We start from the raw sequence: 25,039 nt of genomic DNA on the forward strand, positions 1-25,039 counted from the left end.
GAATCGCCTCGTCAGCCGTAACGCGATTCGCCGCGGGATCGCGTTCCGCGAGGCCGATGACCTTGTACCGTGCCGAGGGCCATCGGGTGCGCACGTACTCCTGGCCGGGGGCCAGCGGGGACCTCTGGGTCCACTTCGTGGACGAGCCGCTGGCCGACCCAGGCTTCCGCACCGTGCAAACCCCAGACTCTCTCGGGCCTTTCGGAGCCGCACCAGGACCTGCATGGCCTTGCGCGGAAGCCCCGCCGACGCGCCGGCAACGTCCAGCCGCGCCGATCCCCCGACCGCGCGCCCACCCACCCGTCCCTTCCCGCTTCCCCTCTTTCTGTTGGTGACCTGCGGTGATGCTGGCGTGAGACTACGGGTCACGTGCCGCTGCGGGCGGGGTGTCGGCGGGGATATCGGCCCGGTCGGGAGCGGTGTTGTCGCACTGCGGCCGCTGGCCAAGCTCCGTGCCGAGGGCCTGGTCGACCGGATCACCCTGCCGCGGGCGGGGCGCCGCAGGGTGTGGTTCGCCACCGAGTACGGGGTGCGGGTTGCCGGGGAGTGGCCGGAGCTGCGTGGCCGACGGCCGCCGAGACTGGTGTCGGATCCGGTCGCCGCGCGGCTGCGGGTGAGCCACGCCCTCACGGTCACCGAAACCGGGCTGCAGTTCCTGCTCGATGCGCGCCGCCGCGGCGAGGTGTGCCAGCCCCTGGACTAGGGCCCGTCGTTTGGATCATCTGGTAGTTGGCCAAGGCTACTGACTGGAGAGTCGATCGCGGTGCCGGTCGCGGCGTACGCGTCGGCGCGGAGAACTTCCGCGAGGGCTCACTGGACCAGTTCGATGTGGGGATGCTCCGGGGACGCAGGGCAGACGTGGAGTTGCAGGCTGTAGGCGCCGGCGATGTCGAGGAGAGTGAAGTTCGAGGGCGGGGTGCCGATGAGGAGCGGAGTCGGGCTCGTCCGTTCCTCATCGGGCATCCAGCTCTTGCTGCCGGAGTTCCATTCCGAGGACGCGATGGTGAGGAGCGGGGTCGTCTCGGTGCCGCATTCGGGGCACGGGCGGGGCATGGGGTCGGTGAGGCCCCAGCGGGTCCAGCCGCCGGTCTTCCACCCGGGGGCGTGGCACAGGTTGCGGAAGTAGAATTCCTGCGGATCCAACGCGCCGGTGCTGTCCCACGCGAATCCGGCTGTCTCCCACAGGTTCACGTCGCCCAACTGCTGCTGCAGTTCCTTGCTCAGCTCCAGGGGGCTGGGGTATTCGGTGATCTGTTCCGGTGCGAGCAAGCACGGTTCCGGCAGGTACCAGTCGAACTGGATCACGGGCGGCTCGGGCGGGGCCTCGAGGACGTCGGTGACGGAGGCGGAGGAACGCCAGAAGAGGGCGGTTCGGGGGTGTGCAAACTCCTCGTGGTCGCAAGGGCACCACAGGACCTGGAGAAGGTCGGCTCCGGGAGGGCTGGCCGGGAGAGGGACGTCGCGGGCGTAGAGCTGGGCCACGGGGATCATGGGAATCGGGCCGTCGAACCACGGGTGGCCCTCGCGGAGCCGCTGCTCGATCTCCCGTTCCTCGGGCGTGATCGCGGGTGCCTGGGGGTCGCGGAGCCGCCGCTCGGCCGCTGCTGCATGGATGCGACGCAGGATCCGGATCTCGTCCGGAGAGTGCATCTCGTCTGCCGCTTCACTGTCGTGCGGCTCTACGCAGTGGGGCCACGGCTCGTCGGCGGGCCACAGGAGCGGCCCGCCGACGGAACTGTCGTGCACGGTCGGCGACCCCGGCCGCGGGTGCAGCCGGGTCGCCGTGCGTGCCAGCGGGGCCAGTTGAGGGAAGAGCGCGGTGACGTCGAACAGCCGCGGCGGGGTGGTAAAGATGGCGTTCATGGCAGGGATGCTGCCAGCAGCGTCTGACAATGGGGGTACCGATCTACGTCAGCTGACACCGCACAGCTTCCCTATGTCAGCAGGCGGACCAGAGGGAGATGCCAGCGATGTGGAGTCCGGCCAGGTATATGGTCGCGGTCTTCTCGTAGCGTGTGGCGATGCCGCGCCACTGCTTCAGGCGGTTGATGCACCGTTCGACGGTGTTGCGCTGCTTGTAGGTCTCGCGGTCGAACGCTGGCGGTCTCCCGCCCCGGCGGCCCCTCCGCAGCCGATGGCCACGTTGATCTGCCGGAACGGGGATCACCGCGCGGATGCCGCGCTTGCTCAGGTGGGCGCGGATCGCGCGGGAGGAATACGCCTTGTCGGCCATGACTACGTCAGGCCTGGTTCGGGGCCGGCCGCGGCGACGCGGTACACGGAGCCTGGCCATGACGTCCATGAAGGTGGGTGCGTCGCCCGCTTGACCGCCGGTCAGGACAAACGCGAGGGGACGACAGCGGCCGTCGGCGGCAAGATGGATCTTCGTTGTAAGTCCCCCGCGCGACCGCCCGATGGCGTGGTCGTGCGGCTCGGCCGCAGGGGCCCCTTTTTGCGGGCCCCTGCGGCGTGCTGATGAGCGCGCACGATTGTGGAGTCCACCGAGACGACCCAGTCAAGCTCCTTGTCGGCGTCGGCCTGGGTCATCAGCGCCGTGAACACCCGTTCCCAAGTGCCATCGACGGCCCACATCCGCAGTCGGTTGTAGACGCCTCGCCAGTTCCCGTACTTCTCCGGCAGATGGACCCACTGGGTTCCCGTCCGGAACTTGAAGGCGATCGCGTCGATCACCTCACGGTGATCCCGCCAACGGCCACCCCTCTTCGGCTTCCGGTCCGGAAGTAACGGCTCGATCCGCGCCCACTGGGCGTCAGTCAACGACATGCCCAGATCAACGTCCCACTGATCCAAACGAAACTGCCTAGACGCCCGGTCCCAGGTGCCTCGCCCACCGCCCCGCCGACTGCGCAATGAGGGCCGGCTGAGCACGGCTGCCGTCGTGCCATACCCCATGGCGTCACGCGCACCGGGCTCTGCGCGGCTGTTTCTGATTCCATGATCAGTCGTTATCCAGGTCGTGGATGATCACGGTGACGACGCTGTGCTCTTTGCAGCTTTGCTGGACGCCTACTGGCTAGACTCCGCGCCCGATGTGAAGCACGGTGCCGTGGAGCGTGACTGTGTCACTGGTCTGCTGCCGTCTCGGACCGGCCGGGCTGTCATAGTCGCTGTCGCCGCTGTCACCGTCGTTGCCGCGATGTTGGCGGTGGTGATGTAGGCCGTGCGCTGCGGGCGCCCCATACGGGACCCGGAACGCCCGGATCGGATGGATGGACCCACAGGTGCCGTAACCGACGCGCCGTAGGCGGTGCGCAGCGGGCGATTGCGCACCCGTTCGTGGTCTGCGCAATGCCCCCGACCACAGACCCGACCACGGGGCCGGAACCCCGACCACAAGCCCGACCACCGCAGGTCAGCGCGTTGCGCAGACTAGCGGCCCGCGTCGGGCGGGCACGGGCAGGGGATGTCGGTCGCATGATCGCCCTGACATGGCCAGCCGCGGTGGATCTACTCCTGTCGTGGGCCGATGACGCACTGGCCGATCTGCGCTGCCAACCAGGAGGCATGTCGTTCCTCAGCCTCCTGGTCACTGCTCCTGCGGAGCACGTGGATGAGCACATTGTGGTCACCGGAGCGTTCGTCGAGGTCGGTGGTGCGGCAGTTGAACAGCAAGGAAACGCGGGCGTTGTTGGCTTCGCCGTGGATGCCGCTCCCTGGTACGTCAGGCCAGACCAGGCCGGACCACCAGATCTCACCGATGTTCGATCCCACCACAGCTGCAAACTCCTCCTCGATGCTGTCCACAGGCCGGTATTGCATCGATGCCCAGAGCGGCAGGTGCGCAGCAAGAAAGTCCGGATCACCGGAGAGCTCGGGTGTGTGGACACCGACGTGGAGACCCGTCGGGTCAGAAGGATCCCGCACCCAGTCCTCGGCATCCTCTTTCCGAAACCACGCGTCCGACAGCGCCTCGCGCAACCGCAACACCTCCGCGACGGTGCGCAACTCGACGTCCACGGAAACCTCCGCACACTGCCGGTCGCCCACTCCCACCAGCTGCCGCGCCACGCGCAGCGCCAGGACCGGATCACTGGTCCGGAAGACCGGGTAGGCGACGGGATTGGACATGCGGGCACCTTGCCACAGCCGACGTGCGGGTGCGCATCGGTTTCGTGCTCTGCACAGTGCCCCCCGACCACAGGCCCGACCACGGTGGGCCGGGACCCCGACCACAAGCCCGGCCACCACAGGTCACAGCGTTGCGCAGACCATTGCGCAGAGCCAGGACACCCCGAAACAGACCGCGACCGGCACCGTCCCGGCCGGCGGGGGCAAGGTCACCTTCGAGATCGACAAGACCGATCCCCAGAACCCCACCGGCAACCGGTTCACCGGCGAACGCTTCGAGAAAGCCCTCAACGTCACCCTCAACTCGGTGGTGTTCCGCTCCTCCGGCCAGGACCTGACCACCACCGGCACCTACATCGAGATGACATCCCGCCTCACCGAACCCGTCCTGCTGGGCCTGGCCGTCCTCGCGATCCGCAACCGCGTCAAACGCTGACTACCCGTCCGCGATCCCGAGCACCGGGTCGGCCGGCTGGACCCGCAGACACCGTAAACGGGTCCAGCGGGCGATTGCGCACCCGTTCGCGGTCTGCGCAATACCCACGACCACAGGGCCGGAACCCCGACCACAGGCCCGACCACCGCAGGTCACAGCGTTACGCAGACCATTGCGCACAGCCAGGACACCAGTACGCCGCCACCGCCGGCCCGACTGCACAGGAGGACCGACTGCGCATGCCCCCGCCGCCCGCCGCCCCGTCCTGCGCAGTCGGCGCGGGGCCGGCTGCGCAGTCATCGGTCCGGGGCCTCTCGCCGCGAGGCGGCTGCCCGTCACAAGCGGGCAGCGCTCCCCGATCAACGCTGGGCCGCGCACTGTCCTTGGCCCACCGGCCCCCGCTGCGCAGCACACCGCTCACACCAGCAGCAGGCGCGGGCATCGACCGGGCCCACCGATCAACTCTGGAAGCGCCTTGGGGAGTTGGCAGGCATATGCGTAGCCTTGCGGTTGCACACGTGCACCACACCCGTGTCATGACGGAGAGGGAACGTGACCAGACAATCCACCACCGGACCGTTAGCCATCGGAGCACTTCGCACCCGCACCCGCCTCACCGCCCTGACGGCCGTACTCTGCGCGAGCGCGGCCCTGGCCGGGTGCAGCAGCGGGAACGACACCACCACGGCAGAGTCCACCGCCCCCACCCTCACTGCGTCAGCCGCGCCCCTGTCGACGGCGCCGGCGGACCCAGAAGCCGCGGCGAAGAAGACCGCGCTCGAGGTCTACTGTCTGCGGCACAGTCGGCAGATCCCGTCCCCGTCCAGGACCGCCGTGTGGGCGCACACCGTGCAGGCACCGCGCGTGGTGTGCCGGTAGCAGGCGGCGCAGCCCTGGCACAACCGGCGCCGGGGCGCGGCCCCCAGGCCAGGCAGTTGCGGCACGCATCCGGCGGCGGAACAGCCCAGTGGTGACAGCGCCGGCACATTACGGGTTGCTCCGAGGTCCGCAGAAACGGACAGCCGACATCCCGCGAAGCCCAGCGGGACTGATCGTTCTCAAGGTCAGGGCCATCACCTTGGCCTTGCCCGGGCGGTACCGCGGCCCTGAACACGGGCCAACTTACCCGGCAGCGATCCGCGCTAGGCCGTCCTGGATTCGGCGGACGGCCTCCTCCGCCTCCGTGTATTCCTCAGGACGCGCAAGGACAGTGCCGAAGGTGCCACCACGATCAGCAGGCAGGGCACGCCAGCGCAGAACCGGTTCGAGCGCGTTGATGGCACCGGAGAGGAACCAGGCCAGGCGGCCGTGAGTGCGAGCGAGGGAAATCGCCAGAACGGCGAGCGTTTCCCGCAGGTGTTCGAGCCGGTCGATCTGCGGCATTGCCTCCTGGACATCCGGCGGCCCGACAACTTTGCGCAGGCCAGCCTCAGTCTCATGAGCGAGAGCACGATCGCTCGGAGCCAGCTCCCAGACCTGGTCATGGATCTGTTGCTCGGCTTCTTCGGCCAGCACCGCGACGATCCTCCGCATGTCCATGCGGCTAACTCTAATGAACGAGTCAACGCCGTTCGACACGGCTTCGTTCGATTCCTGACCTGGCTCAATGACACACCTGGGATCAGAAACTTCCCAATGTCGTTGTCAAGCCGAGGCCATGACTGGTTGTGACGGCTGGTAAAGCGATCCGTCGCGGGTCAGCGCCCCGCGCTTTTCCAGGTTCGCCAGGTGATAGGCCACCGACGCAGGGCTGCGCAGCCCGAGCTCCCGCGCCAGCTCGCGTACCGACAGCGCCTCACCCCGGTCCCGGATGGAGTGGCGGATCGCACGGAGGATCTCCTCCTCCCGCACCGTCAGATGCTGTGGCCGCCGGTTCACCGCTGCCGCTCCAGCGCACGGCCCTGGCGTCGCAGCTCTTCCCTGCCGGCCGGTCCCTGCGTCCAGTACGGGTGCCACCACAGGCGTACCGACAGCCGGAGCAGGCGGCGGCGCAGCGCCGTGACATTGCGGGGCCGGGGCGCGGCCAGCGCGCGGTAGGTGGCGTTCCAGGCGTGCTGTGTCTGCAGCAGGTCGTGGGGGAAGTCGGTGCCGTCCATACCGGTATTAGATCGCTTGTTCGATTTACTTGCCAAGCGACACACTCGGCACCGCCAGGCACGGCTGGACAGGCGAGGTTGCGCAGCTAAGTCGGCCCCGGCGCAGGATGCACACCCCGCCTCCAGGAACCGGCGGGCAATCGACTCACTAGACCCACCGCGAGGGCCTAACGCGCCGCCGTCGCCGCGCCAGCTTTCGACGCCGGCCCCGCCGACAGGTCACCGACTCCCTTATCCGTCGCAGAACACGGATTCAAGGTCTCGCGCGGCCAGGAAGCTGCAGCTCGCAGCTATCGAATGCGCCCGCACAGCAGGCGAAAGTGCTGCCCACCGAGCGGGGTTGCGCGGCTAACCGCCGCCCCCGCCACCATGCCTGCCACCTGCTGCCGCATCCGGTGCTGTCCCCCGCCCCCGCCACCACCAGCGGTGACACACCCACGCCCTGCTCACCGCACCCCGCCAGGAGCCGACCATGAACGCCCCGACCCTGCCCAGCCTTCTCTCCGGCCTCGCCGCCGGAAGCTCGGCCCTCGCGGACACCCCGTGGTGGATCATGATCCCGCTCCTGCTCCCACCGTCGGCGTTGGGCACGACGACGCGTACAGGACGCCCTCCCCCTCCGGACGCGTACGCAGACGAGGGGCCCCGAACGGTCTGCCCGGCCCCGGGGCCTCTCCCGCCACCCGGGAAGCTGCGCTCCAGTCGCCGGGCCCCCGCCCGCGCCGTACACAGGTCGTATGAGCGATGACAGTGACAAGGTCTTCCATCCGGGCGAGATCGTGCCGACCTCCGGGATCTACGAGTGCGACTGCGGGCAGAGCCACCGCTACAGCACCGACGTGAAGGGGCACCGGTTCCCGCCCGTGCAGGACGGCTGCACCGGCAGCGGCTGGACACTGAAGGCCGCCTCACACCCCAACCCCTGACCCCTCCCGCCGCCCCGGCCGGTGTTCGAAGAGCACCTAGCGTTGACCGATTGATCTCGCGGCGGGCGCCAGAACGAGGATGCCGTCGTGCTCCGCCGCTGTGACGATGTGTCCTTGCTGCATGAGAAGGCCGGACACCGCGGCCTACACCACCGCCCGCATGCCGTCGTTCGATGCGCGGCCCGACTGACTGGCGGCCAGCGCCGTGGACGCGCAAATAGCGCCAGTCCAAGCCTGTCAGCCAGCATCCACAAACGCGCGTGCCGCCGCTGACACCTGCTTGAACCGATCTTTACTCAGTGCCACAGCGGGCGACTCGTCGTCGAGATGAGGGTTGGAGCCGACGAACCAGGCCCGCACAACATCGGCGCTGTCATGCGCCTGAAGCTGATGGAAGATGCGGTAAGCCTCGCGAAGCCTCGCATCCGAATCCGGTCGGGGCTCGCTCACACGGTTAGCCCAACGGCCGACGGTCCCACGGTCAGTCACCCCGGCGACGATCGCCGTGAGCTTCTGGCCCAGCACCTCTTGTAGGAACTGGGCTATATCGTCGATCGCTGTCTTCATGGCCTGCTCATGGGCTTTCTTGTCCTCAAGCTTCATAGCGAGCTTCTTCCGTTCGACGCGCTACAAACAGCCTGGTGGCGCCTCTCAAGGGGTTCTCGCCGCCTCATTGGCCGCCCAGTATGCCCACACCTTTGCCTCTATTCTCGCCGCGTTGTTCGATCGTGACAAATCGCACGTCTACGCTCATGCCGTTAGGCTGATCATGAAGCGCCCACCTCAAGGGGGTGGAACATGGCCCAACCGCACTTGCATGAGGTGTGGCCTCAAGCACCCAGCTGGGCAGCGGAACCGCCGGAGACCGATCCGAGTTGGCGTAGACGAAGATGTGGTCCCCGTGCCACTCAGCGTTTGGGCCTTCACGGTGGGCGTTGGCGCCCGACAGGGCGGTCGTAGCGTTGGTGAGCTTGGCAAGCAGGTCCTGGGCCGCAACGATCTCCCCGGCAGCCTTCCACTCGTCCTCCAACTGCGCGTAAGCCACGCCGAAGTCGAGTTCACGCTTTGGCAAGCCGATATTGCCGAGGGCCGCAAGCCTTCTGGGGTTGTCTCCCCAATCGTTGACTCGTGGGCCGAAGCGCTTTTGGGCAGCGGACTTGGTCACTCCGCCAAGCACCTCACCGATGGTCTCCCATGAGGTGTCTTTCATCCTCTCGGCGATGACTGCCTGGTCCACGAGCTTCTGTGCTTGGTCCAGCAGCCGCTTGGCCTGGCGCAGAAGCTGACCCGGTGCCGCCTCTGCCGCCGCCCGGGCGTGCGAGTTGGCCAAGGTCTCAGCTGTGTCCGCCGAACTACTCATGGAAGCGCTCACCGGGTTCCCACTGGGGCAATGGATCGCCGACGCCAGAAGGTTCTACGCCCGCGGCGACATGGACCATGACCGCATCGCGCAGCTGGAGAAGCTGGGCATGGTCTGGTCGCACTTTGACGTCGCGTGGGAGGAGGGCCTGTCTGCCGCGCGCGGGTGGGCGGCGGAACACGGCCACCTCCTGGCCCCGTTGGACGCCACCTACCAGGGCGCGAAGGTGGGCATCTTTCTGAAGAACGCGCGGGCCGCCGCCCGGAAGGCTGCCGAGATCGAGCAGCGGCGTGCGGAGGGGCTGCCCGTGGAGTCGGCGGCCGGGGCGCTGTCGGACGAGCGGCGCGAGCAGCTGGAGGAGATCGACGCGTCCTGGTGCCCGTCGTGGCCGGTGACGTGGCAGCGGTGCTTGCACCTGGTGCGGATGCACCTGGACGCGGGCGAGGCGCTGCCCACCGAGGCGGGCGAAGTCCTGCGCCAGGGCGAGGACCTCGGGCGGTGGGTGCAGTCGGTGCGGCTTGCGTGGGACCAGCTCACGACCGTGCAGCAGTGGATGTGCGAACAGGTCCTCGGAATCGAGCCCGCAACCGAAGACGAGAAGCCGCCGCCGCGCCGTACGCAGGCCGACAAATGGGCCATGAACTACCAGGCCGCCAAACAGTTCTACGAGCGCGAGGGACACCTTCAGGTCCCGAGGAAGCACGTCGAGCGGATCGTCGGCGAGGACCAGGAGCAGCGAGAGCACAAGCTGCGGGCCTGGATCGGCAATCAGCGCAGCAGGGCCGCGACGCTCACGCCAGAGCGGATCGAGCAGCTGTCCGCGATCGGGATGCGCTGGGCGTAGCTGCGTACGGGTGAGCCGCGCCTGGTTGAGCCGGTGGGGTGCCGGACGCGCTGCGCAGGGGACATTGAAGTGCCCTCCCGCTTCAGCCGGGAGAGCACTTCAAGAACCCCGAACACCTTGCTTCGCTCGACTGGTGACCTAGACAGGCATCTCCTGTCCTCGGTGAGACAGGGGCAGGCCGTACGTCGCGCTGGGGAGTTACTTGATGGGGCCAAGGGTGAAGCCGCCGTCGACAACGAGCTCTGCGCCAGTGGCGAAGCTCGCCCTGTCCGAGGCTACGAAAGTGACAAATTCGGTGATCTCGTCGGGGCTGGCCTGTCGGGGGATGGCGAAGCTCGAGGTGGGAACGAGTTCGCTGCCGTCGGGACCGTAGGCGAGCGGCGTGTCGATGATGCCGGGGTGGACCGCGTTGACACGGATGTTGTCGGGTGCGAGTTCCGCCGCGGCTGCGCGCATCAGACCGCGCAGGGCCCACTTGCTGCTGCTGTAGGCGATCAAGCCGGGGGCTGCGGCGAGGCCGGCGATGGAGTTGATGTTGACGATGGAGCCGCCGCCGCGGCTGCGCATCGAGGGGACAACGGCCCGGATGCCGAGGAGGGCACCGGTGAGATTGGTGTCGATGACCTTTCGCCATTCGTCGATGGCGATGGATTCGGCGGTGCCCACCTGGAGGTAAGCGGCGTTGTTGATCAGTACATCGACGCCGCCGAAGCGGGCCTCGGTAGCGCTGACGGCGTCCGCCCACGCGTTCTCGCTGGTGACGTCGAGAGCGACGCCGAGCGCTTCGCCGGCGGTTTCAGCGGCGATCTGCTCGCTGTTGCGGCGCGCGGCAACCACGGTGTTGGCCCCGGCCTTCGCGAACGCGTCGACCAAGGCCCGGCCGAGCGCGCCTGCGGCGCCCGTGATCAGGACTGTCTTTCCGGTGAATTCGGTCATGGTCGTTCCTTAGCTTGTCTTGACCGTCACTGCTCGGCGACGAAGTCGTCCGCGTCAGTGGAGTAGGCGAGGTCGCGCTGGGCTTCGAGCGCGGTGAGCCGGTCGCGGAGCGCCGTGGTGGCAAGCTCATAGGCGTCGGAACCGAGCGTGAGCCGCTTGGGTGCGCGCTCGAGGTCGGTGGAAGCGATGATCGCGGCAGCGATCTTGGCCGGGTCGCCGGGAGCGGGGAGCGGGGGAAGCTCGCCCGCCAGCGTGCGGCGAAGCTGTCCCGGCCATCCTTCGGCGTACTCGGGCATCGGCGTGCCCATGTCGGCGCTGGGGCCGCCGAACGCGGTGCGTGCGACTCCCGGCTCGACGAGCGTGACATCGATGTCAAACGGGGCGATGTCGCCGGCGGCGGACTCCCAGAAGCCCTCAATGCCCCACTTAGTTGCGTGGTAGAGGCTCATCGCAGGGAAGGCCACCTGCCCACCGACGCTGGCGATCTGGACGATCCGGCCTCCGCCCTGGGCGCGCAGGTGCGGGATCACAGCTCGGGCCAACTGGATCGAACCGGTGAGGTTCGTCGCGATCTGGCGGTCGATCTGCTCGTCGGACAGCTCCTCGGCGGCTCCGAACAGACCGTAACCGGCGTTCGAGACCACCACATCGATCTTGCCGAGTTCGGCGAATGCACGGTCGACGACCGTCCGCAGAGCGGCGGTGTCGGTCACATCCAGAGCCGCCCGCCACAGCCGGTCGCCGTACTCGGCCGCCAGATCAGCCAGCGCGGCCGTGTTGCGGGCGGTCGCCGCAACACGGTCCCCGCGGGCGAGGAGCTGCTCGGCCAGCTCACGGCCGAATCCAGAAGAAGTGCCGGTGATGAACCACGTCTTGGTCGTCATCGCTCTGCCTTTCCTATAGGTAACCATCTGGTTGGATGCGAGGTGGCCGGTTCGGTGACCATCGACGGGGTCCGCCGGGCCGGGCTCGTCGAGCGGGGCGCCCGTGCGGAGGCGGTGGGGCAGGTCGGGGTCGGCCAGTGCCGTGGCGCCGGCCGATTCCTTTCGGTGGAGGACCGGCGTCAGACGGCGGCCGGGACGACGATGACCTTGCCGTGCACCGCGCCTTCGGCGGCCCGGGCGTGCAGGGCCGGGAGCTCGGCCAGCGGCACCCGCTCGGCGACGGCGACGCGCAGCTCGCCGCTGTCGATCAGCGCCACCAGCTGCGCCAGCTGGTCGGCGTCGCTGCGGACGAACAGGTCGATGCCGCGCACGCCGCGCTCCTCGTCCGAGGGCGCGGGCATCCACACCGTCGTGTTCACCAGGACCCCGCCCGGGCGGACGAGCGTGACGAGCGCGGCCAGTTCCGACGGGTCGACCGGTGCGAGGTTGAGCGCGAGGTCGACCGGCTCGGTCACCGCCGCGGCCACGCTGGTGGTGCTGTGGTCGATGACCTCGTCGGCACCGGCGGACGAGACCGCCTCGCCGCTGTGCGGGCCGGCCGTGGCGATGACGTGGGCACCGGCGTTCTTGGCCAGCTGCACGGCGTAGCCGCCGACCGCTCCCCCGGCGCCGTTGATCAGGACGCGTTGCCCGGCCGTCAGCTTGCCGTGGTCGAACAGTGCCTGGTACGCGGTCAGGCCCACGATGGGCAGTGCGGCGGCGTCGGCCAGGGGGATGTTCTTGGGCGCCGGCGTCAGGACCTCGGCCGGTGCGAGGACGTACTCCGCGGCGGCTCCGTTCCCGTTCATCGGCAGGAAGCCGACGACGACGTCACCGACCGCTATTCCGTCCACGCCCTCGCCCAGCGCGTCGACCGTTCCGGCGACGTCGATGCCGGGAGTGTGGGGCAGGTCCACCGGGATGGGGCCGCGCATGAAGCCCGCGCGGATGTTGCCGTCGACGGGGTTGAAGGACGTGGCGGCGACGCGGATCCGGACCTCGCCGGCACCGGGGACAGGCTGCTCCACGTCCTCGTAGCGCAGGACGTCGGGGTCGCCGTACTCGTGGAAACGTACTGCCTTCATGGCGGTTCTCACCTTCGTTACGATCCAAGTTGCTTCGAATTCGAAGTAACTGTTGAGGACAGTACACCTGCTTCGAATTCGAAGCAAGTGGTATCGGTCACCGCCGGTGTGCGCGCATCGCCGCGGCGAGTTCCGCGGCGGCTTGGTCGATGCAGGCGCGCAGCCGCGGAGCGTCGCTGTGGGCCGTGGCCTGCCAGTCGGTGGGGCCTGCGATGACGATCGTGGGCACGGGTTGGGCATGCACGTCGGTCAGACGCCTGCGCATCACCTGCGCGAGATCGGGTGGTCGCCGGTCTGAACTGCTGTTGAGCGCCAGCAGCACCGGCATGCCGGAGAGGACTCCGTGCCCGAGGACGGCGAGGAACGAATCCAACACCTTGCTCGGAGATGCGGCGAGCACCGGGGTCGCCACCACCAGCCCGTCGGCCACCACGACCGCCGCGATCGCCTCCCGCAGGTCGAGACTGACGCGGCCCTGGACGGAGTGCTGGGCGAGATCGGCCACCAGCCGGCGCAACTCCACCGCCTCCACCTCGGCGCGCGCACCACCTGCCGCCAGCGACCGGCACACAGCCTCCGCGACCCAGTCCGCGAGCCGGCGAGTCGGACGCTGATGGCCGACACCGGCGCTCACGACGGCCAAGGACACCGGAGCCCACGCGGCGGCGCTCATCCCGCCATCGCGTTCATGGCTTTCTCCCTGGGGCCGGGCGCCTCGCCCTTGCTGACGTCGAGGCAGCCGACGGTCAGCTGCCCACCGGTCACGTCGGCGTCGAGCAGGACGCTGAGGACACTCCCTCCGATCCACTCGAGCTGCTGCTGGTCCTCACGTTGCGCGAGGTAGGGGATGCTCATGGCCGGTCCTCGGGATCCGAGGGCGGCGGCGCCGTCCTCCTGCTCGTAACCCTGCGCCGCACCACTGCCCGATCTCCACGTTCTCGAGTGCTCAGTGAGGCCCAACACTGCCCACACCAGGCGCTCGCGGGCTCACAACACCGGGCCCATGAGACCCTCGCGTCCGGCTCACCTCACCCGGGATGACACCGTCATTCGCGGAGGAGTTCAGTTCCGGCTCCGCCCGTGGTGGCCGGCACCGCGGCAGGCCACTCTCTTCGAATTCGAAGCAGTACACTGCGGTCATGCCTGATTCACCGCCGTCGCTCGACCCCGTACAGCTCGGCGCCTACTTCGACCTCATCGAGGTGACCAGCCTGCTCCGGCATGCAGTCGAGCAGCAGCTGCGCGAGGCCGGCAATCTCAGCTATGTGCAGTTCCAGCTGCTGGCCCGCCTCGGGGACTCACCGACGGGCAGTCACCGCATGACCGACCTGGCCGACGGCGTCGTCTACAGCCGCAGCGGCCTGACATACCAGGTGGATCTGCTCGAAAAGGAGGGCCTGGTCGTCCGCGCTCCCTCGCCGGACGACGAGCGGAGCATCACCGTCACCCTCACCGATGCCGGACGTGCGCTGCTCGCCAAGGTGCTGCCGGGTCACGTCGAGGTGGTCAGCGGCCTCCTGTTCGAACCGCTGTCCGGCGACGACGTCAGCGCTCTCGCCGGCCTGCTGGCGCCGGTACGCGAGCACATGCGCTCGACGCCGCCCCGCTCGGCCGCGTCTCGCCGCCGCAAAGGCGGAGCATAAGGACTCGACAGGCGCCGGCGCCCCGGCGACCGCAGCGGATCAGGACACGGCAGGACGCCGGGCAGCCCGCAGTCGCCGGTGAACGGGGCGGAGGCGGAGGTGGAGCCAGGCCGAGTCGTCAGGCTGGTCGGCGTGCGAACTGCGCCGGTGTCGCTCGGTACTGCTTCTTGAAAGCGCGGATGAAGTGGCTGCTGTCGGTGAAGTGCCAGCGCGCGGCGGCCTCGGAGACGCTGAGCCGTGATCCGGGGGCGGTGAGTGCCGCGGCCGCTTCCTCCAGACGCCGGCGGCGGATGTAGGCGCTGAACGACTCGTCCAGATCCGCGAAGGCCCGCTGCAGGGTGCGGACGGAGATGTGCAGGTGCGCGGCGATCGTGGCCGGCGACAACTCGGCGTCCGTGAGCCGGGCGTCGGCCAGATCCTTGGCCGCTTGCGCCAGCGCCGGGATGAAGGTGGGCTCGCGGTCGTCGAAGTGGTCCAGGACCAGCCCCTTGGCCAGTTCGAGCAGGGCGTTGCGGGACGCGTGCGCGGCCGCCGGGCCGAGGCCGCTCACGGTCCGCTGGACCATGGTGGCGTGTGCCATGAGGACCTGCGCCGCGGGCGAGACGGCCTGCCCGGCGCGTGGCTTCCTGGCGACCAGGGAGCGCAGAGCGTCACCGGGGAAGATGAAGATGCGGCTGCCGATCTCGGGCGTGGTGTGGAAGTGGTTTTCCGTCACGACGTGGTGCATGAAATAGGTGCCGGCCGAGACGTAGGCGTCACCGCCCTGGTCGTGCGGGTCCCGCAGGGTCATCGCACCTCGCAGCCCGACATACAGCCTGATGTGGTCGTGCTCATGCGTACCGACCGCCTGGGTGCGCGCCGTTGAGGAGCCCCAGAGTTCGCTGACGACCGTGTCCTGCAGGATCACCGAGCGCATGGTTCCCTCGAAGCCGTCCACCGTGGAAGCGCTGAACTCCGGCAGGGGATACAGGTCGCCCATGCGGGCGTTCCAGGTATCGACGAACACCTCCCACGTTCCCCGCCCCGTACCGGTGGAGTCGCCGTCGACGGTGAACGCGCCCACCTTGGCGCTCGGTCTGTTGCTCATCTGCCCTCCGCGCGGATGGAGTTGTCGCCGGGATCCGATCTCGTGTCGCAAAAGTACACGCTCTCTTCGCACACCCGTTCCTACTCTTGGCTAGCCCCGACCGTTGACGATCTTCCGTCCGTGAGTGCCGCCGACCGGGCTGGCGTTGTGCGGGCCGGCGTCGCCGCGGGGGCACTGCCCGGTGACGAAGTCGTCGCCCCGCCGACCACTGATCCCCACCTGACCGACCTTCGAGGAGACAACCGCGATGATTCCCGATGACGATCCGTCCCGGTCCCTGACCGTGGCCGACCCGGACGACCCCGGCACCACATACGTCTCACTGGTGGGCAACACATACGCCATGCTGGTCACCGGCGAGCAGACCGACGGCCGGTACTGCCTGATCGAGATGCGTGTGCCCGACGGCGGCGGCCCGCCCCCGCACCGGCACGACTTCGAGGAGATGTTCACGATCCTCGAGGGCGAGATCGAGTTCACCTTCCGCGGCGAGAAGCACACCGTACGCGCCGGATCCACGGTCAATGTTCCGGCCAACGCGCCGCACAACTTCCGCAACGTCTCGGGTGCACCGGCTCGCATGCTGTGCATGTGCACCCCGGCAGGCCAGGACGAGTACTTCACGCGCATCGGCGATGTCGTCGCGGGCAAGAACGCGCCGCCACCGCAGCTGTCGCAGGACGAGCTCATGGAGCGGCGCCGCCGGGCGGCCGAGCTGGCCTCGGCCTACCGGAGCGAGTTCCTCTAGCCCACAGGGACAGCGAGCAGGGACGGCCTACCTCCGGCGTGACCGGGGCGCCGGCCGGTCCCGGACCCGCACCGGTCCCGGACCCGCACCGGTCATGGATGCGGCCGTGCTGAGCGGGGTGATCGCGATAGGCGGTCCGGCGGCGCGACCGCGGACAGGCTGACTGTTACTGCTATGCGGAGGAGCGCAGATTGCAAGCGGTGGGACTGGCGGACCGGCTGGCCTCGGCACGAGCCGGTGCGTTGGTGGGCAGGGAGCCGGAGCGGGCGGTGCTCGACCGGATGCTGTCGGGGGCGCCGGACGCTCCGCTCGTGGTGTACCTGCACGGTCCCGGTGGCATCGGCAAGTCCTCGCTGGTGCGCTACGCCGCCCGGCAGGCCGAGCTCGCCGGCCGCCGCGTGGTGCATGTGGACGGACGGCTCCTCGACGCCGACCCGCGCCGGCTGGAGGAGGCCGCGGCCCTGGCCTGCGCCGAACCCGGTGCGGTGCTGCTCATCGACACCTTCGAGCAGTGTCAGCCCCTTGAGGCGTGGCTGCGTGAGAGCTTCCTGCCGCGGCTCGCCGACCGTGCGGTCGTGGTGGTGGCCGGCAGGGTCGCCCCCGACACCGAGTGGTCGCTGGACCCTGGGTGGGCACAGCTGTTCACCGCGCTGGCCGTGCGGCCGCTGGACGTCGCACAGTCCGACGCTCTGCTCGCCGCGCGGGGTGTTCCCGCCGAGCAGCGGGGCGCCTTCGTCGCCTTCGCGGGAGGCAGCCCGCTCACTCTCTCGCTGGCCGCCTCCCTGCCCCCGTCCGCACCCGGCGCACTGTGGGAGCCTGCCGGCGACGTGCTGACGACCCTGGTCGAGAGGCTGGTGGGCGACCTGCCCAGCGCCGTCCACCGGCGCGCCCTCGAGGTCGTCGCGCAGGCCTACGTCACCCGCGAGTCCCTGCTGCGCACAGTGCTGGGTGACGAGGACACCGACACGGTGTTCTCCTGGCTGCGCCAGCTGCCCTACATCGAGGCCTGCCCCGAGGGGCTGCACCCGCACGATGCGGTGCGAGCGACCCTCGAGGCCGACCTGCGCTGGCGGGACCCCGAGCGCTACGACGACGTCCGCGTCCGCATCGCGCTGGCGGGCCTGCGGGCCGTACGCGGCGCCACCGGGGACGACGTGCCCTTACGGGTCGCGGAGTGGATGTTCCTCTTCCGCCACCAGGGCGGACCGGACAATCTCTACAACTACCGAATGCACCCGCACATCGAGGACACTCCGCTGCGTCCCGAAGACGTGCCCGCCGTGCTGCGCATGGCCGAGGAGGCCGAAGGCCCGGAATCGGCGGCCGCTGTCGCGCACTGGCTGCGCCGCCAGCCGGAGGCCTTCCGCGTCCACCGCTACACCGGCTCCTCCGCGCCCGTTTCCTTCATGGCCATCCTGCGACTGGACGCCCCCCTGCCCGAGGACCGTGCCGAGGACCCGGTGATCGCGGCAGTCTGGGACCTTGTGGAGGCGGCCGCTCCCCTGAGGCCGGGCGAGCACCTGGGCATCCGCCGCTTCGCGGTGCAACCCGGCGGGCGACAGCGGCCCTCGCCCCTGATGGACCTCAGCAGCCGACGCGCCATCGGCGAGGAGATGCGCGCCCACGGACGCGCGGTGATGTTCACCGTGTTCGAAGACGCCGACCGCTGGGGGCGCTACCTCGCCGAGGCCGGGGTGCCGCAGGTCGCGGTCGTGGACGTCGGCGGCAGACAACAGCACATCTTCGGCCGGGACTGGCGACGGCAGACAGTGGAGGAGTGGGTGCGGTACCGGGCGCGCACCATGGCCACGCCCGTGCCGACATGGCCCACAACTGCCGCCACGAGTGGCCCGGCCGGCCGACTGTCGCGCGCCGCGTTCGAGGAAGGAGCGCTGGAGGCGCTGCGAACCTGGCACGCCCCTCGCGAATTCGCGACGAGCGTCCTGCTGCACTCCCATCTCGTGCCGCCGGGCTCATCCGACCCGACCGCCGACCTGCGCGGCGCCATCATCACCGCGCTCGACGCGCTGCGGACCGATCCTGCGGGCGTAAAGGCACACGAAGCTCTCACCACCACCTACATCACGGCCCCCCGTACCCACAGGGCTGCCGCCCGACGGCTCGGAGTGCCCTACGGCACCTACCGGCGCCACCTCGCCCTGGCCAAGGAACGCCTCACCGAACTACTGCTGCGACAACCGGCCACGACACCCGCACCGGCCTCGCCACACCAGGTGCCGAAGGAGTACCCCGTGGGCAGCGCTGAGCACGGTTGAGCAGCACAGATGCCTGCCTCGGGCAGGCGCCGGCCGCGATGCTCGTGGCATGACCAGAACGAGTGTCCCGATCACCGTCTTCGCCCGTACGACGTCCAGCCCCGCCCACACCTACCAGGTCATCGTGCCGATCGACCTCGCCCAGGTGTTCAAGTCGTGGGGACCGTTCCCCGGCGTCGCGGAAGTGCGCGACCAGACCGGCACCTGGAACCGGCCGGGGACGTCGCGCCAGACCTGGTTCACCGACGGTTCCAAGGCCGACGAGCGTCTTACCGAGATCGCGGAGGGCCACGGGTTCGCCTATGAGCTGAGTGGTTTCACCAACGTGCTGTCCAAGCTGGTCTCCGGGGTGCGCGGCGAGTGGTCGTTCCTGCCCGACGGCACCGGCACATCGATCCGCTGGACGTACGACTTCCGGCCACTGCCAGGCCGCCGCTGGATCGTCGCGGGGCCGTTCAAGCAGCTCTGGATCCGCTACATGCGCGCTGCACTCACCAGGATGGTGACCGTGGTGCAGGAAACGCCCCATAGCATCGTGGAGCAGTGAGCGACCTGAGCGTCGGCGCCTTAAGAGGTCGTTTTGATCTGCCTTGCCTGTTTATAGACGGATTCCCGATGGGTGAGGATGCGATGCGAAAGAGGCAGCCGGTGTGGCTGGGGTCGATGAGTCCTGAGGTGTGACTGTTGGGGCGGAGTGCTGCTCGTTCCTGTCTCATCCCAGGATGCCCGGTTTCCCAGGCTGGGTGCTTCCGTCGTCATTGCTGTGCGCCTGGGCGCACTCGTTGAGCGGCGGTACGCCGGAGGCATGCCAAGTCGACGTCCTTATCCGAGTGATTTGTCCGATGCCCGCTGGGAGTTGGTCGAGCCGGTCCTGGCGGCCTGGCGCTTCGAGCGCCGTGGCAGAGCTCTGGACTTCGGCCGGCCGCCCGAGCATGACCTGCGCGACATCATGGACGCGATCTTGTATGTGGACCGCACCGGGGTCCAGTGGCGCTACCTCCCGCACGACTTCCCGCACTGGAACACGGTTTACGGCTACTTCGCCAGGTGGCAGCAGGAAGGCGTATTCGCCCAGCTCAACGGCCTGCTCAGGCAACTCTTACGACAGAAGGAAGGCCGGGAGGCCGAACCGTCGGCCTGCGTGATCGACGCGCAGAGCGTGAAAACCTCCACCAGTGTGCTCGCCACCAGCCAGGGCATCGATGCCGGCAAGAAGATCGTCGGACGGAAACGAAGCATCGTCACCGACACCATCGGCCTTGTGCTCGCCGTGTTGGTCACCGCGGCAAGCGTGCAGGACTCCATCGCCGGCACCCAGCTCCTGGACCAGGTCGCCGCCGCACATCCCAGCATCCGCAAAGCGTGGGTCGACGGCGGCTACCGCCAGCACCTCGTCGAGCACGCAGCCACCCTCGGCATCGACATGGAAATCACTCAACGCAAGCCCGGGAGCAGGGGATTCACCCCCATCCCGAAACGCTGGGCGGTCGAGCGGACCTACGGCTGGCTCATGCTCCACCGCCGGCTGGCCCGCGACTACGAAACCCACCCGCACCGATCCGAAGCCATGATCCACGTCGCCATGACCGACCTCATGGCCCGCCGCCTCACCAGCGAGAACACCATCTCTTGGCGCGACCCGGAACCGCGGACCAAACTGCAGATTCCGGGATGAAACAACGGGAGAAAACGACCTCTGAAGAGCAAGCATCCGCAATTGGATCGTGAAAGCAGCGTGCACGCGTCGTCAGGATTCCGCTCGCTTCGCGATCGCATCGCCCTGGTGCCCTACCGGTTCGTCGTCGTACGGCACAGAAGCGGAGCGCCGGGCCACGCCACCGGTGTACGCCATGAGGCGGTCTATCTGGGCAGCGCCGCCACCCACCTACTGGCTCGCCTCACCGGCCCGCCCGAGACAATTACTCGCTCGTGGAGGGGCGTTGTTGCCGCTACGGTGCTGCCGTGGATCTGATGAATTTGTCCGGAGACGAACTCTGGCGATGGCTGCGCGGAACGCGCTGGAAGCCGCCGAAGGCCGCCAAGGCAGACCAGGAACGCCGCGAGACCTACGTGTTCGCCCTGGAACAGGCGGAACAGATGTTCCGTGCCGCCGCCACCGTGGGTCCCGCCGCTCAGCCACTCCTCCTCTTCTACGGCCTGAGCCAGGCAGGTCGCGCCGTCATGGCGACCGCGCCAGTCACAGGGGACGAGTGGCGGCTCGTCGGGCACGGCATCAGCCAGGACCCCAAGACCTTTGCCGGTCCCCTCGCCGAAATAGCCGTCACGACGTCCAGGGAGGGCTCCCGCGGTAGCTTCGTGCGGCTGTCCAAGGCGCTTGACTCTCCTCTCTGGCAAGACTCGGCAGTCCCCCTCGGCACCCTGTGGGACTGCCTCCCGGAGAATCGTCTGTCGCCGCTGAACGCCGTCACTGATGAGCGGCGCACGCCGCTTGGTCTCGACGAGCGAACTTTGTCAGGCGGCCAGCACCCACTGGCCAGCGTCGACATCTGGGACTTCCCGCCGTGGGTTGCGTCCGCGGGAAGTGTCGAAGCGCTGAAGGCCTACATGAAGGCGTTCCCCGGTTCCGAGGGGTTCGACTATCTGTGGCGTGGGTCGTCGGAGGCGAAGGAACCCGACTTCTCCCTGGACCTAGACGGCTGGGGTGGGCTCCCGATGCACTGGCGTGTGCCGCCTGGAAGTGACGGCAGCTTTGAAGACCGGCGTACGCTCATCAGGGCTATGACGAGGCCGTATGGGCGTTCCCGTTACCTGGTTCCCGCCGTAGGCAGCAACGCCAAGAGCGTGCACCCCCTTATGACCTGGTGGGCCGTCCTGCACACCCTGTCGATGTTGGCCCGTTACGAGCCTGCTCAGTGGAGCAAGCACATCCACGTTGACTCCAGTCAGCAGGCCGTACCGCTTGAATCGCTGCTGGAGAAGGCGCTCAGCACGATGCCCATCCTCCTCGCCTACACTCTGGATGAACTTTCCGGAGGCGAACTGACCAGCCGCTGAACGACGGGCGCCGCACCGCTCCAGGCCGTCCCGAGGTGCCCTTCAGGATCTCCAGCAGATGAGCGCGCATCCGGGGGTGATGAATCTTCTGCGCCAGGTCGACCAGTGCAGGATGTGGTCGACCGGGGTGGGTCGGCGGTTGGTGAGGCGGGTGATCAGGCGTCGGATTTCGGCGAGGCTGAGGTGGACGAGCTGGGAGGATCCGTTTCTGCTTTGTCCGTGTCCAGCTGTCGGGCCCGCAGGACGGTCAGGCAGGCGTGGGCGGCCATGGCCAGGGTCATGTGGCGGTGCCATCCGGGGTAGCGGCGGACCTGGTAGTCGTCCAGGCCGCATTCCTGCTTCGCGGTCTGGAAGCATTCCTCGACTGCCCATCGGCTGCCCGCAACACGGATCAGTTCGTCCAGCTGACGCCTCAAGACGGCGCTTCGGTCGCGATCTCACCAGGAGTTAAGTCCGCTATTTGTGCCAACCGCCTGCGTGGATGCGCCGGAATGCGATCAGCTTTCACCACCATGAACGGATGAAGCCGCCAGGTGTTGACCAGGAACCTCGCACGCTCGACGACGTCCAGGCCAAAATCGGCAAGCGCCTCGACGATGTCGCCAAAATCCTTGCTGGTGCCCTGGTCACAGTGGCCGGCGTCATGACTTCCCTGGGCTTGACGAGCGATGTCGTATTCGTCGCACTCAACAATGAGTCGTGGCCCATCTTCGTAGCTGCGCTCAGCGCCGTCCTCGCCATCGTTTGCAGCATCGTTGCCTTGCTCATCCATCCGACACGGCGAGGCAACGTGTGGGAGACGGTTGTCCTGGGGCTCGGTGTCATCTTCTACATGGTGGCCCTGAGCGTGGCGGTCGTCGGCGCGGCCCAGGCAGCGAGTGGGAACGGGCGTCCGACGCTGATCAACATCAAGCTCGAAGGGCCGGATTCCGATCGAAGGCTGAGCTTCGACGTCCACGCGGACGGTGTTGACCGGTGGGCGAGTGTCAACGTGTACGTGACGGTCGTAGATGCAAACATGACTGATCTCCCCGGTATCCCCGACCTCTACAGCGTCAGCCTCAGACCCAATAACAAGGGCGACATCGACCACCAGATCAGCATGTCGCTCGCGGCCCCACGGAATGCCTGGGGAATCGAGATCATCGCCGTGACTGTCGGCGGGAATGGGGACTGCGAAAGCCGGTCGCCGCACGGTCCATCGTGCGCGGTGGTCCAGCTGTCCTGACCGTCCGAGGACAGACGCAGAATTCAACTTCCATGATCTTCCCTCATAGGGTCTTGTACCTGTGTGAATCGTACACTCGTGGTTACGTGCGGTTTTGGGCGCGATGCTGCTGACGCTGACCAGTGTCATGCCGGCCTCTGCCGGGACGGCCCCGATCGAGCCCAATACGGCCGGCGGGCTGCATCTGCCGCCGTCGGCGACGCCGGCCGCAGGACCCGAACTCCACGGCGACGCCTTCGCGGCTGCCGGTGGGCGGCCCGTCTCGGGCAAAACCCCGGAGGCCGGTCCGGCATGGAAAAAGGTGGGGGATACATGGCAGGTGGATCGCACCACCGTGACCCTGCGCAACACGGTGACGGACCCAGACGGCGACCAGAGTGATCTGACGTTCGATGTGTGGACCGTGAACACGGACGGCTCGCCGAAGGCACACGTCGACACCTACGAGAACCAGTACGGCATGCCCGTCTCCGGCTACGTCAAGTCCGGTGAGAAAGCCTCTGTCACCATCGACTACGGCTACCTCAAGCCCGGCTCGACGTACGCGTTCCGTACTTCCGCCTACGATGGCGGCCTGTACGAAACTGACTGGTCCCCGTGGGCGAAGTTCACGATCCGGAACCACGCCGTCGACATCACCTTGCCTGAACCCAACAAGGACGCGCCGGCCGTTGACCTGGACCAGTACCAGAAGCCGCAGGTAACCAACGACCATGTGAATTCATCCCCCGGCAACACCGGTTCCCTGACCAGGGACGAGTTGCCCGCACCGCTCGGCAAGGGCTCTGGCCTACTCCTATCTCACCCGCGCCCGGGCATCGCGAGGTGAGCTGCAAGAGGCAGTTCGCCTCGCTGTCATAGCAAGCAACCACGGTGACGCAGAGGCCCTGAGCAAGCTATCCCAGTTCCTCGAACAAATCGGGCGCCCCCAGGATGCCGAGCACATTGCCATGAAAGCTACACGCAGAGGCGACGTAGACGCCCTGGCGCGGCTTGGTTTCATGAAAGAGCGGCAGGGGCTTCGTGGCGAATCTGAACGGTTCGTACGGCTCGCCGCAACCGCGGGTAGTCGGCACGCTCTCAACGTGCTTGCCCAAATGCGCCTCGACTCCGGACTACGTGCTGATGCCGAACGTCTCGCCCTACTGGCAGCCAATCAAGGAATCAGCGCGGGCCGACAATCACCTTCGATCTGGCAAGCCCTCTGGCCATCCGGCCTGGAACCGAATGGAACACCGACCATCCCCTCACGAGAGGAAGCAGGTCCGCTTGCGGAGCGATAAATAACGCCCCGGCACCGGACTAGCGCGAGAACAGGGACGGCCTAAGGTGCGGCCCCAGTGCTTCATTGACTTTAGCCGTTGTTGGCGATCCTCCTAGCGCACGATATAAGCAGTTCCCTCAGAGCTCCGCCGGCTTCACACGCACTGAGTACCGCAATAATTGCTTCGCTCCAGCGCTTCAATCTGGCAGGATCAGGCGACTCAACTACGGCGTCCTGCTCAAGGAGCGCAGCCAACTCCACCAGATCAAACATTTGATCCTCCGGCAAGCCCATCAGCGGCGCCGAGAAATGCAGCGCTCGAGCAATTAACACAGGCTCACCAGGTGCAGGATCCTGTGAGGTGTCCGGCCGCCTTACATCCCCAGAAAAATTCTCCTCAATTCGCGAGAGGCGATGCTCGACAGACTCTTGCCTCTCGCGCATTTCCGAAAGTTGTACCCCTCGGCGAGCTGCTCGACGTTGCTCCAGCTCGATCCTATTTCTTGCCGCAGGAGTCATTTCTCCCCAAATAGCCCCTCGGCGTTCCTCATTGAAATACCAAATAATCCCCAAAATGTGAGCGGCGGTTAACGAATCGACGCCCTGTAGAATCTCTACAGCGGCTTCTAGTGGAATCTCACTTAGCACCAACGCCGCCAGTTCTGGACTAGCTTCCATAGCCAAAGCGGCTTTAACTGCATCGGGATCTAACTCTGGCGGCCTTTTTTGCAGCTCAGAGAATCTCATGAGGGCCACCTCCAACCTCTGCTGCTCATTTCCATTCCTGCATGCTGCATAGCGCAGCTCGTGCAACCGGTCAGCCAACATGGAAGAATTTCCATCAGACTCGCTGACATAGGTTACCAAATCGTCAATGAACTCGCGCTCAGCGATTCGATCACCGTGAAAGTACCGCGAAATTGTAGCTGTAGAGTATTTCCTCTTCCCGTCGGGTCCTTTGCAGTAATCAGCAAAACCAACTTGCGTCTTCCCGGACTCACGAAGAATTTTTTGGAGCCGTTCACCCAGCTGTACAGCCGTCTCGTGAGGCATACCTCACCTTCCCTAACAGGAATCAGCAAT

At 67.5% G+C, this 25,039-nt stretch carries 27 protein-coding genes and 2 pseudogenes; 13 read left to right on the plus strand and 16 right to left on the minus strand.

The genetic code is table 11. From position 1 onward, the window contains the following. Nucleotides 1–352 precede the first annotated feature (352 nt). Nucleotides 353–703, plus strand: a complete 351-nt coding sequence (locus tag QF030_RS00110; RefSeq protein ID WP_307160590.1) for a hypothetical protein — start codon at nt 353–355, stop codon at nt 701–703. Between the two features lie 107 nt (nt 704–810). On the opposite strand, the gene QF030_RS00115 is transcribed toward QF030_RS00110, so the two are convergent. The 3 genes from QF030_RS00115 to QF030_RS00125 all read right to left on the minus strand — a co-directional run bounded on the left by QF030_RS00115 (nt 811) and on the right by QF030_RS00125 (nt 4,089). Next, nucleotides 811–1,863: a hypothetical protein gene (locus QF030_RS00115; protein WP_307160591.1), complete on the minus strand. Its 1,053-nt coding sequence runs from the start codon at nt 1,861–1,863 to the stop codon at nt 811–813. Between the two features lie 76 nt (nt 1,864–1,939). Further along, nucleotides 1,940–2,784 (minus strand): IS5 family transposase gene (locus tag QF030_RS00120; RefSeq protein ID WP_373428714.1). Its coding sequence is split into 2 segments (ribosomal slippage): nt 1,940–2,425 and nt 2,428–2,784, totalling 843 coding nucleotides; the frame shifts between segments, so codons are not numbered across the junction. 684 nt (nt 2,785–3,468) lie between these two features. Further along, the gene (locus tag QF030_RS00125; RefSeq protein ID WP_307160592.1) at nt 3,469–4,089 is read right to left on the minus strand and encodes a hypothetical protein; all 621 of its coding nucleotides are present in this window, start codon (nt 4,087–4,089) and stop codon (nt 3,469–3,471) included. 154 nt (nt 4,090–4,243) lie between these two features. Here QF030_RS00125 and QF030_RS00130 point away from each other — a divergent pair. Together QF030_RS00130 and QF030_RS00135 are read left to right on the plus strand one after the other, a co-directional pair. Then, a pseudogene (locus tag QF030_RS00130) lies at nt 4,244–4,525 on the plus strand (hypothetical protein); the annotation flags it as partial. A 552-nt stretch (nt 4,526–5,077) separates the two neighbouring features. Beyond that, nucleotides 5,078–5,404: a hypothetical protein gene (locus tag QF030_RS00135; RefSeq protein WP_307160593.1), complete on the plus strand. Its 327-nt coding sequence runs from the start codon at nt 5,078–5,080 to the stop codon at nt 5,402–5,404. 243 nt (nt 5,405–5,647) lie between these two features. Here the strand turns inward: QF030_RS00135 and QF030_RS00140 are convergent, their stop codons facing one another. The 3 genes from QF030_RS00140 to QF030_RS00150 all read right to left on the minus strand — a co-directional run bounded on the left by QF030_RS00140 (nt 5,648) and on the right by QF030_RS00150 (nt 6,621). After that, on the minus strand, nt 5,648–6,064 hold the full coding sequence (locus QF030_RS00140) for a hypothetical protein (protein WP_307160594.1): 417 nt from the start codon (nt 6,062–6,064) through the stop codon (nt 5,648–5,650). Between the two features lie 105 nt (nt 6,065–6,169). Then, nucleotides 6,170–6,376 (minus strand): helix-turn-helix domain-containing protein, encoded by a 207-nt coding sequence (locus QF030_RS00145; protein ID WP_307160595.1) that lies wholly within the window; start codon nt 6,374–6,376, stop codon nt 6,170–6,172. A gap of 23 nt (nt 6,377–6,399) precedes the next feature. Then, on the minus strand, nt 6,400–6,621 hold the full coding sequence (locus tag QF030_RS00150; RefSeq protein WP_307160596.1) for a hypothetical protein: 222 nt from the start codon (nt 6,619–6,621) through the stop codon (nt 6,400–6,402). A gap of 737 nt (nt 6,622–7,358) precedes the next feature. Here QF030_RS00150 and QF030_RS00155 point away from each other — a divergent pair. Beyond that, on the plus strand, nt 7,359–7,547 hold the full coding sequence (locus QF030_RS00155) for a hypothetical protein (protein WP_307160597.1): 189 nt from the start codon (nt 7,359–7,361) through the stop codon (nt 7,545–7,547). Between the two features lie 237 nt (nt 7,548–7,784). Here QF030_RS00155 and QF030_RS00160 read toward each other — a convergent pair whose 3' ends face one another. Further along, nucleotides 7,785–8,150: an XRE family transcriptional regulator gene (locus QF030_RS00160; RefSeq protein ID WP_307160598.1), complete on the minus strand. Its 366-nt coding sequence runs from the start codon at nt 8,148–8,150 to the stop codon at nt 7,785–7,787. A 67-nt stretch (nt 8,151–8,217) separates the two neighbouring features. After that, a complete protein-coding gene (locus QF030_RS00165) occupies nt 8,218–8,877 on the minus strand; it encodes a hypothetical protein (protein ID WP_307160599.1) in 660 nt (219 codons plus the stop codon). Between the two features lie 10 nt (nt 8,878–8,887). Here QF030_RS00165 and QF030_RS00170 point away from each other — a divergent pair, with 10 nt between their 5' ends. Then, the gene (locus QF030_RS00170; RefSeq protein WP_444875784.1) at nt 8,888–9,751 is read left to right on the plus strand and encodes a helicase associated domain-containing protein; all 864 of its coding nucleotides are present in this window, start codon (nt 8,888–8,890) and stop codon (nt 9,749–9,751) included. 198 nt (nt 9,752–9,949) lie between these two features. On the opposite strand, the gene QF030_RS00175 is transcribed toward QF030_RS00170, so the two are convergent. The 5 genes from QF030_RS00175 to QF030_RS00195 form a co-directional block, all read right to left on the minus strand. Beyond that, the gene (locus tag QF030_RS00175) at nt 9,950–10,687 is read right to left on the minus strand and encodes an SDR family NAD(P)-dependent oxidoreductase (protein WP_307160600.1); all 738 of its coding nucleotides are present in this window, start codon (nt 10,685–10,687) and stop codon (nt 9,950–9,952) included. Nucleotides 10,688–10,713: 26 nt separating this feature from the next. After that, complete coding sequence (locus QF030_RS00180) at nt 10,714–11,571, minus strand: SDR family oxidoreductase (RefSeq protein ID WP_307160601.1); 858 nt, start codon at nt 11,569–11,571, stop codon at nt 10,714–10,716. A gap of 179 nt (nt 11,572–11,750) precedes the next feature. Beyond that, complete coding sequence (locus QF030_RS00185; RefSeq protein ID WP_307160602.1) at nt 11,751–12,695, minus strand: NADP-dependent oxidoreductase; 945 nt, start codon at nt 12,693–12,695, stop codon at nt 11,751–11,753. A gap of 97 nt (nt 12,696–12,792) precedes the next feature. Continuing rightward, nucleotides 12,793–13,368, minus strand: coding sequence for an NAD(P)H-dependent oxidoreductase (locus QF030_RS00190; protein WP_307160603.1), 576 nt, complete (start codon nt 13,366–13,368; stop codon nt 12,793–12,795). After that, nucleotides 13,365–13,550: a hypothetical protein gene (locus QF030_RS00195; RefSeq protein ID WP_307160604.1), complete on the minus strand. Its 186-nt coding sequence runs from the start codon at nt 13,548–13,550 to the stop codon at nt 13,365–13,367. The genes QF030_RS00190 and QF030_RS00195 overlap by 4 nt, the downstream gene beginning before the upstream one ends. Before the next feature lie 284 nt (nt 13,551–13,834). Here QF030_RS00195 and QF030_RS00200 point away from each other — a divergent pair, with 284 nt between their 5' ends. Further along, a complete protein-coding gene (locus tag QF030_RS00200) occupies nt 13,835–14,338 on the plus strand; it encodes a MarR family winged helix-turn-helix transcriptional regulator (protein WP_307160605.1) in 504 nt (167 codons plus the stop codon). Between the two features lie 118 nt (nt 14,339–14,456). On the opposite strand, the gene QF030_RS00205 is transcribed toward QF030_RS00200, so the two are convergent. Beyond that, complete coding sequence (locus tag QF030_RS00205) at nt 14,457–15,425, minus strand: helix-turn-helix domain-containing protein (protein ID WP_307160606.1); 969 nt, start codon at nt 15,423–15,425, stop codon at nt 14,457–14,459. Nucleotides 15,426–15,672: 247 nt separating this feature from the next. Between QF030_RS00205 and QF030_RS00210 the strand changes: the two genes are divergently transcribed. From QF030_RS00210 to QF030_RS00230, 5 genes are all read left to right on the plus strand, one after another. After that, nucleotides 15,673–16,173: a cupin domain-containing protein gene (locus QF030_RS00210; protein ID WP_307160607.1), complete on the plus strand. Its 501-nt coding sequence runs from the start codon at nt 15,673–15,675 to the stop codon at nt 16,171–16,173. A gap of 200 nt (nt 16,174–16,373) precedes the next feature. Beyond that, the gene (locus QF030_RS00215; protein WP_307160931.1) at nt 16,374–18,449 is read left to right on the plus strand and encodes an AAA family ATPase; all 2,076 of its coding nucleotides are present in this window, start codon (nt 16,374–16,376) and stop codon (nt 18,447–18,449) included. Nucleotides 18,450–18,498: 49 nt separating this feature from the next. Beyond that, the gene (locus QF030_RS00220; RefSeq protein ID WP_307160608.1) at nt 18,499–18,996 is read left to right on the plus strand and encodes an SRPBCC family protein; all 498 of its coding nucleotides are present in this window, start codon (nt 18,499–18,501) and stop codon (nt 18,994–18,996) included. 258 nt (nt 18,997–19,254) lie between these two features. Continuing rightward, nucleotides 19,255–20,124 carry an IS5 family transposase gene (locus QF030_RS00225; RefSeq protein ID WP_307160609.1) on the plus strand — a complete coding sequence of 290 codons (870 nt, stop codon included), beginning with the start codon at nt 19,255–19,257 and terminating at the stop codon, nt 20,122–20,124. 296 nt (nt 20,125–20,420) lie between these two features. Beyond that, the gene (locus QF030_RS00230) at nt 20,421–21,464 is read left to right on the plus strand and encodes a YaaC family protein (RefSeq protein ID WP_307160932.1); all 1,044 of its coding nucleotides are present in this window, start codon (nt 20,421–20,423) and stop codon (nt 21,462–21,464) included. Between the two features lie 155 nt (nt 21,465–21,619). Here QF030_RS00230 and QF030_RS00235 read toward each other — a convergent pair. Then, a pseudogene (locus QF030_RS00235) lies at nt 21,620–21,868 on the minus strand (IS701 family transposase); the annotation flags it as partial. A 116-nt stretch (nt 21,869–21,984) separates the two neighbouring features. Here QF030_RS00235 and QF030_RS00240 point away from each other — a divergent pair. Then, nucleotides 21,985–22,692: a hypothetical protein gene (locus QF030_RS00240; protein ID WP_307160610.1), complete on the plus strand. Its 708-nt coding sequence runs from the start codon at nt 21,985–21,987 to the stop codon at nt 22,690–22,692. Between the two features lie 103 nt (nt 22,693–22,795). Further along, nucleotides 22,796–23,521, plus strand: a complete 726-nt coding sequence (locus QF030_RS00245) for a hypothetical protein (RefSeq protein ID WP_307160612.1) — start codon at nt 22,796–22,798, stop codon at nt 23,519–23,521. A 525-nt stretch (nt 23,522–24,046) separates the two neighbouring features. On the opposite strand, the gene QF030_RS00250 is transcribed toward QF030_RS00245, so the two are convergent. After that, complete coding sequence (locus tag QF030_RS00250; RefSeq protein WP_307160613.1) at nt 24,047–25,009, minus strand: hypothetical protein; 963 nt, start codon at nt 25,007–25,009, stop codon at nt 24,047–24,049. Nucleotides 25,010–25,039 lie beyond the last annotated feature (30 nt).

The sequence above is a fragment of the Streptomyces rishiriensis genome, from assembly GCF_030815485.1.
Lineage (GTDB): Bacteria > Actinomycetota > Actinomycetes > Streptomycetales > Streptomycetaceae > Streptomyces > Streptomyces rishiriensis_A.

Bases quoted from the DNA above. Each gene is read 5' to 3' on its own strand.
- QF030_RS00150 (WP_307160596.1), bottom strand. From the start codon at position 6,621: ATGGACGGCACCGACTTCCCCCACGACCTGCTGCAGACACAGCACGCC.
- QF030_RS00155 (WP_307160597.1), top strand. From the start codon at position 7,359: ATGAGCGATGACAGTGACAAGGTCTTCCATCCGGGCGAGATCGTGCCG.
- QF030_RS00140 (WP_307160594.1), bottom strand. From the start codon at position 6,064: ATGGACATGCGGAGGATCGTCGCGGTGCTGGCCGAAGAAGCCGAGCAA.
- QF030_RS00175 (WP_307160600.1), bottom strand. From the start codon at position 10,687: ATGACCGAATTCACCGGAAAGACAGTCCTGATCACGGGCGCCGCAGGC.
- QF030_RS00230 (WP_307160932.1), top strand. From the start codon at position 20,421: ATGAATTTGTCCGGAGACGAACTCTGGCGATGGCTGCGCGGAACGCGC.
- QF030_RS00185 (WP_307160602.1), bottom strand. From the start codon at position 12,695: ATGAAGGCAGTACGTTTCCACGAGTACGGCGACCCCGACGTCCTGCGC.
- QF030_RS00125 (WP_307160592.1), bottom strand. From the start codon at position 4,089: ATGTCCAATCCCGTCGCCTACCCGGTCTTCCGGACCAGTGATCCGGTC.
- QF030_RS00210 (WP_307160607.1), top strand. From the start codon at position 15,673: ATGATTCCCGATGACGATCCGTCCCGGTCCCTGACCGTGGCCGACCCG.
- QF030_RS00250 (WP_307160613.1), bottom strand. From the start codon at position 25,009: ATGCCTCACGAGACGGCTGTACAGCTGGGTGAACGGCTCCAAAAAATT.
- QF030_RS00220 (WP_307160608.1), top strand. From the start codon at position 18,499: ATGACCAGAACGAGTGTCCCGATCACCGTCTTCGCCCGTACGACGTCC.
- QF030_RS00200 (WP_307160605.1), top strand. From the start codon at position 13,835: ATGCCTGATTCACCGCCGTCGCTCGACCCCGTACAGCTCGGCGCCTAC.
- QF030_RS00245 (WP_307160612.1), top strand. From the start codon at position 22,796: ATGCTGCTGACGCTGACCAGTGTCATGCCGGCCTCTGCCGGGACGGCC.
- QF030_RS00160 (WP_307160598.1), bottom strand. From the start codon at position 8,150: ATGAAGCTTGAGGACAAGAAAGCCCATGAGCAGGCCATGAAGACAGCG.
- QF030_RS00205 (WP_307160606.1), bottom strand. From the start codon at position 15,425: ATGAGCAACAGACCGAGCGCCAAGGTGGGCGCGTTCACCGTCGACGGC.
- QF030_RS00195 (WP_307160604.1), bottom strand. From the start codon at position 13,550: ATGAGCATCCCCTACCTCGCGCAACGTGAGGACCAGCAGCAGCTCGAG.
- QF030_RS00190 (WP_307160603.1), bottom strand. From the start codon at position 13,368: ATGAGCGCCGCCGCGTGGGCTCCGGTGTCCTTGGCCGTCGTGAGCGCC.
- QF030_RS00115 (WP_307160591.1), bottom strand. From the start codon at position 1,863: ATGAACGCCATCTTTACCACCCCGCCGCGGCTGTTCGACGTCACCGCG.
- QF030_RS00240 (WP_307160610.1), top strand. From the start codon at position 21,985: ATGAAGCCGCCAGGTGTTGACCAGGAACCTCGCACGCTCGACGACGTC.
- QF030_RS00180 (WP_307160601.1), bottom strand. From the start codon at position 11,571: ATGACGACCAAGACGTGGTTCATCACCGGCACTTCTTCTGGATTCGGC.
- QF030_RS00225 (WP_307160609.1), top strand. From the start codon at position 19,255: ATGCCAAGTCGACGTCCTTATCCGAGTGATTTGTCCGATGCCCGCTGG.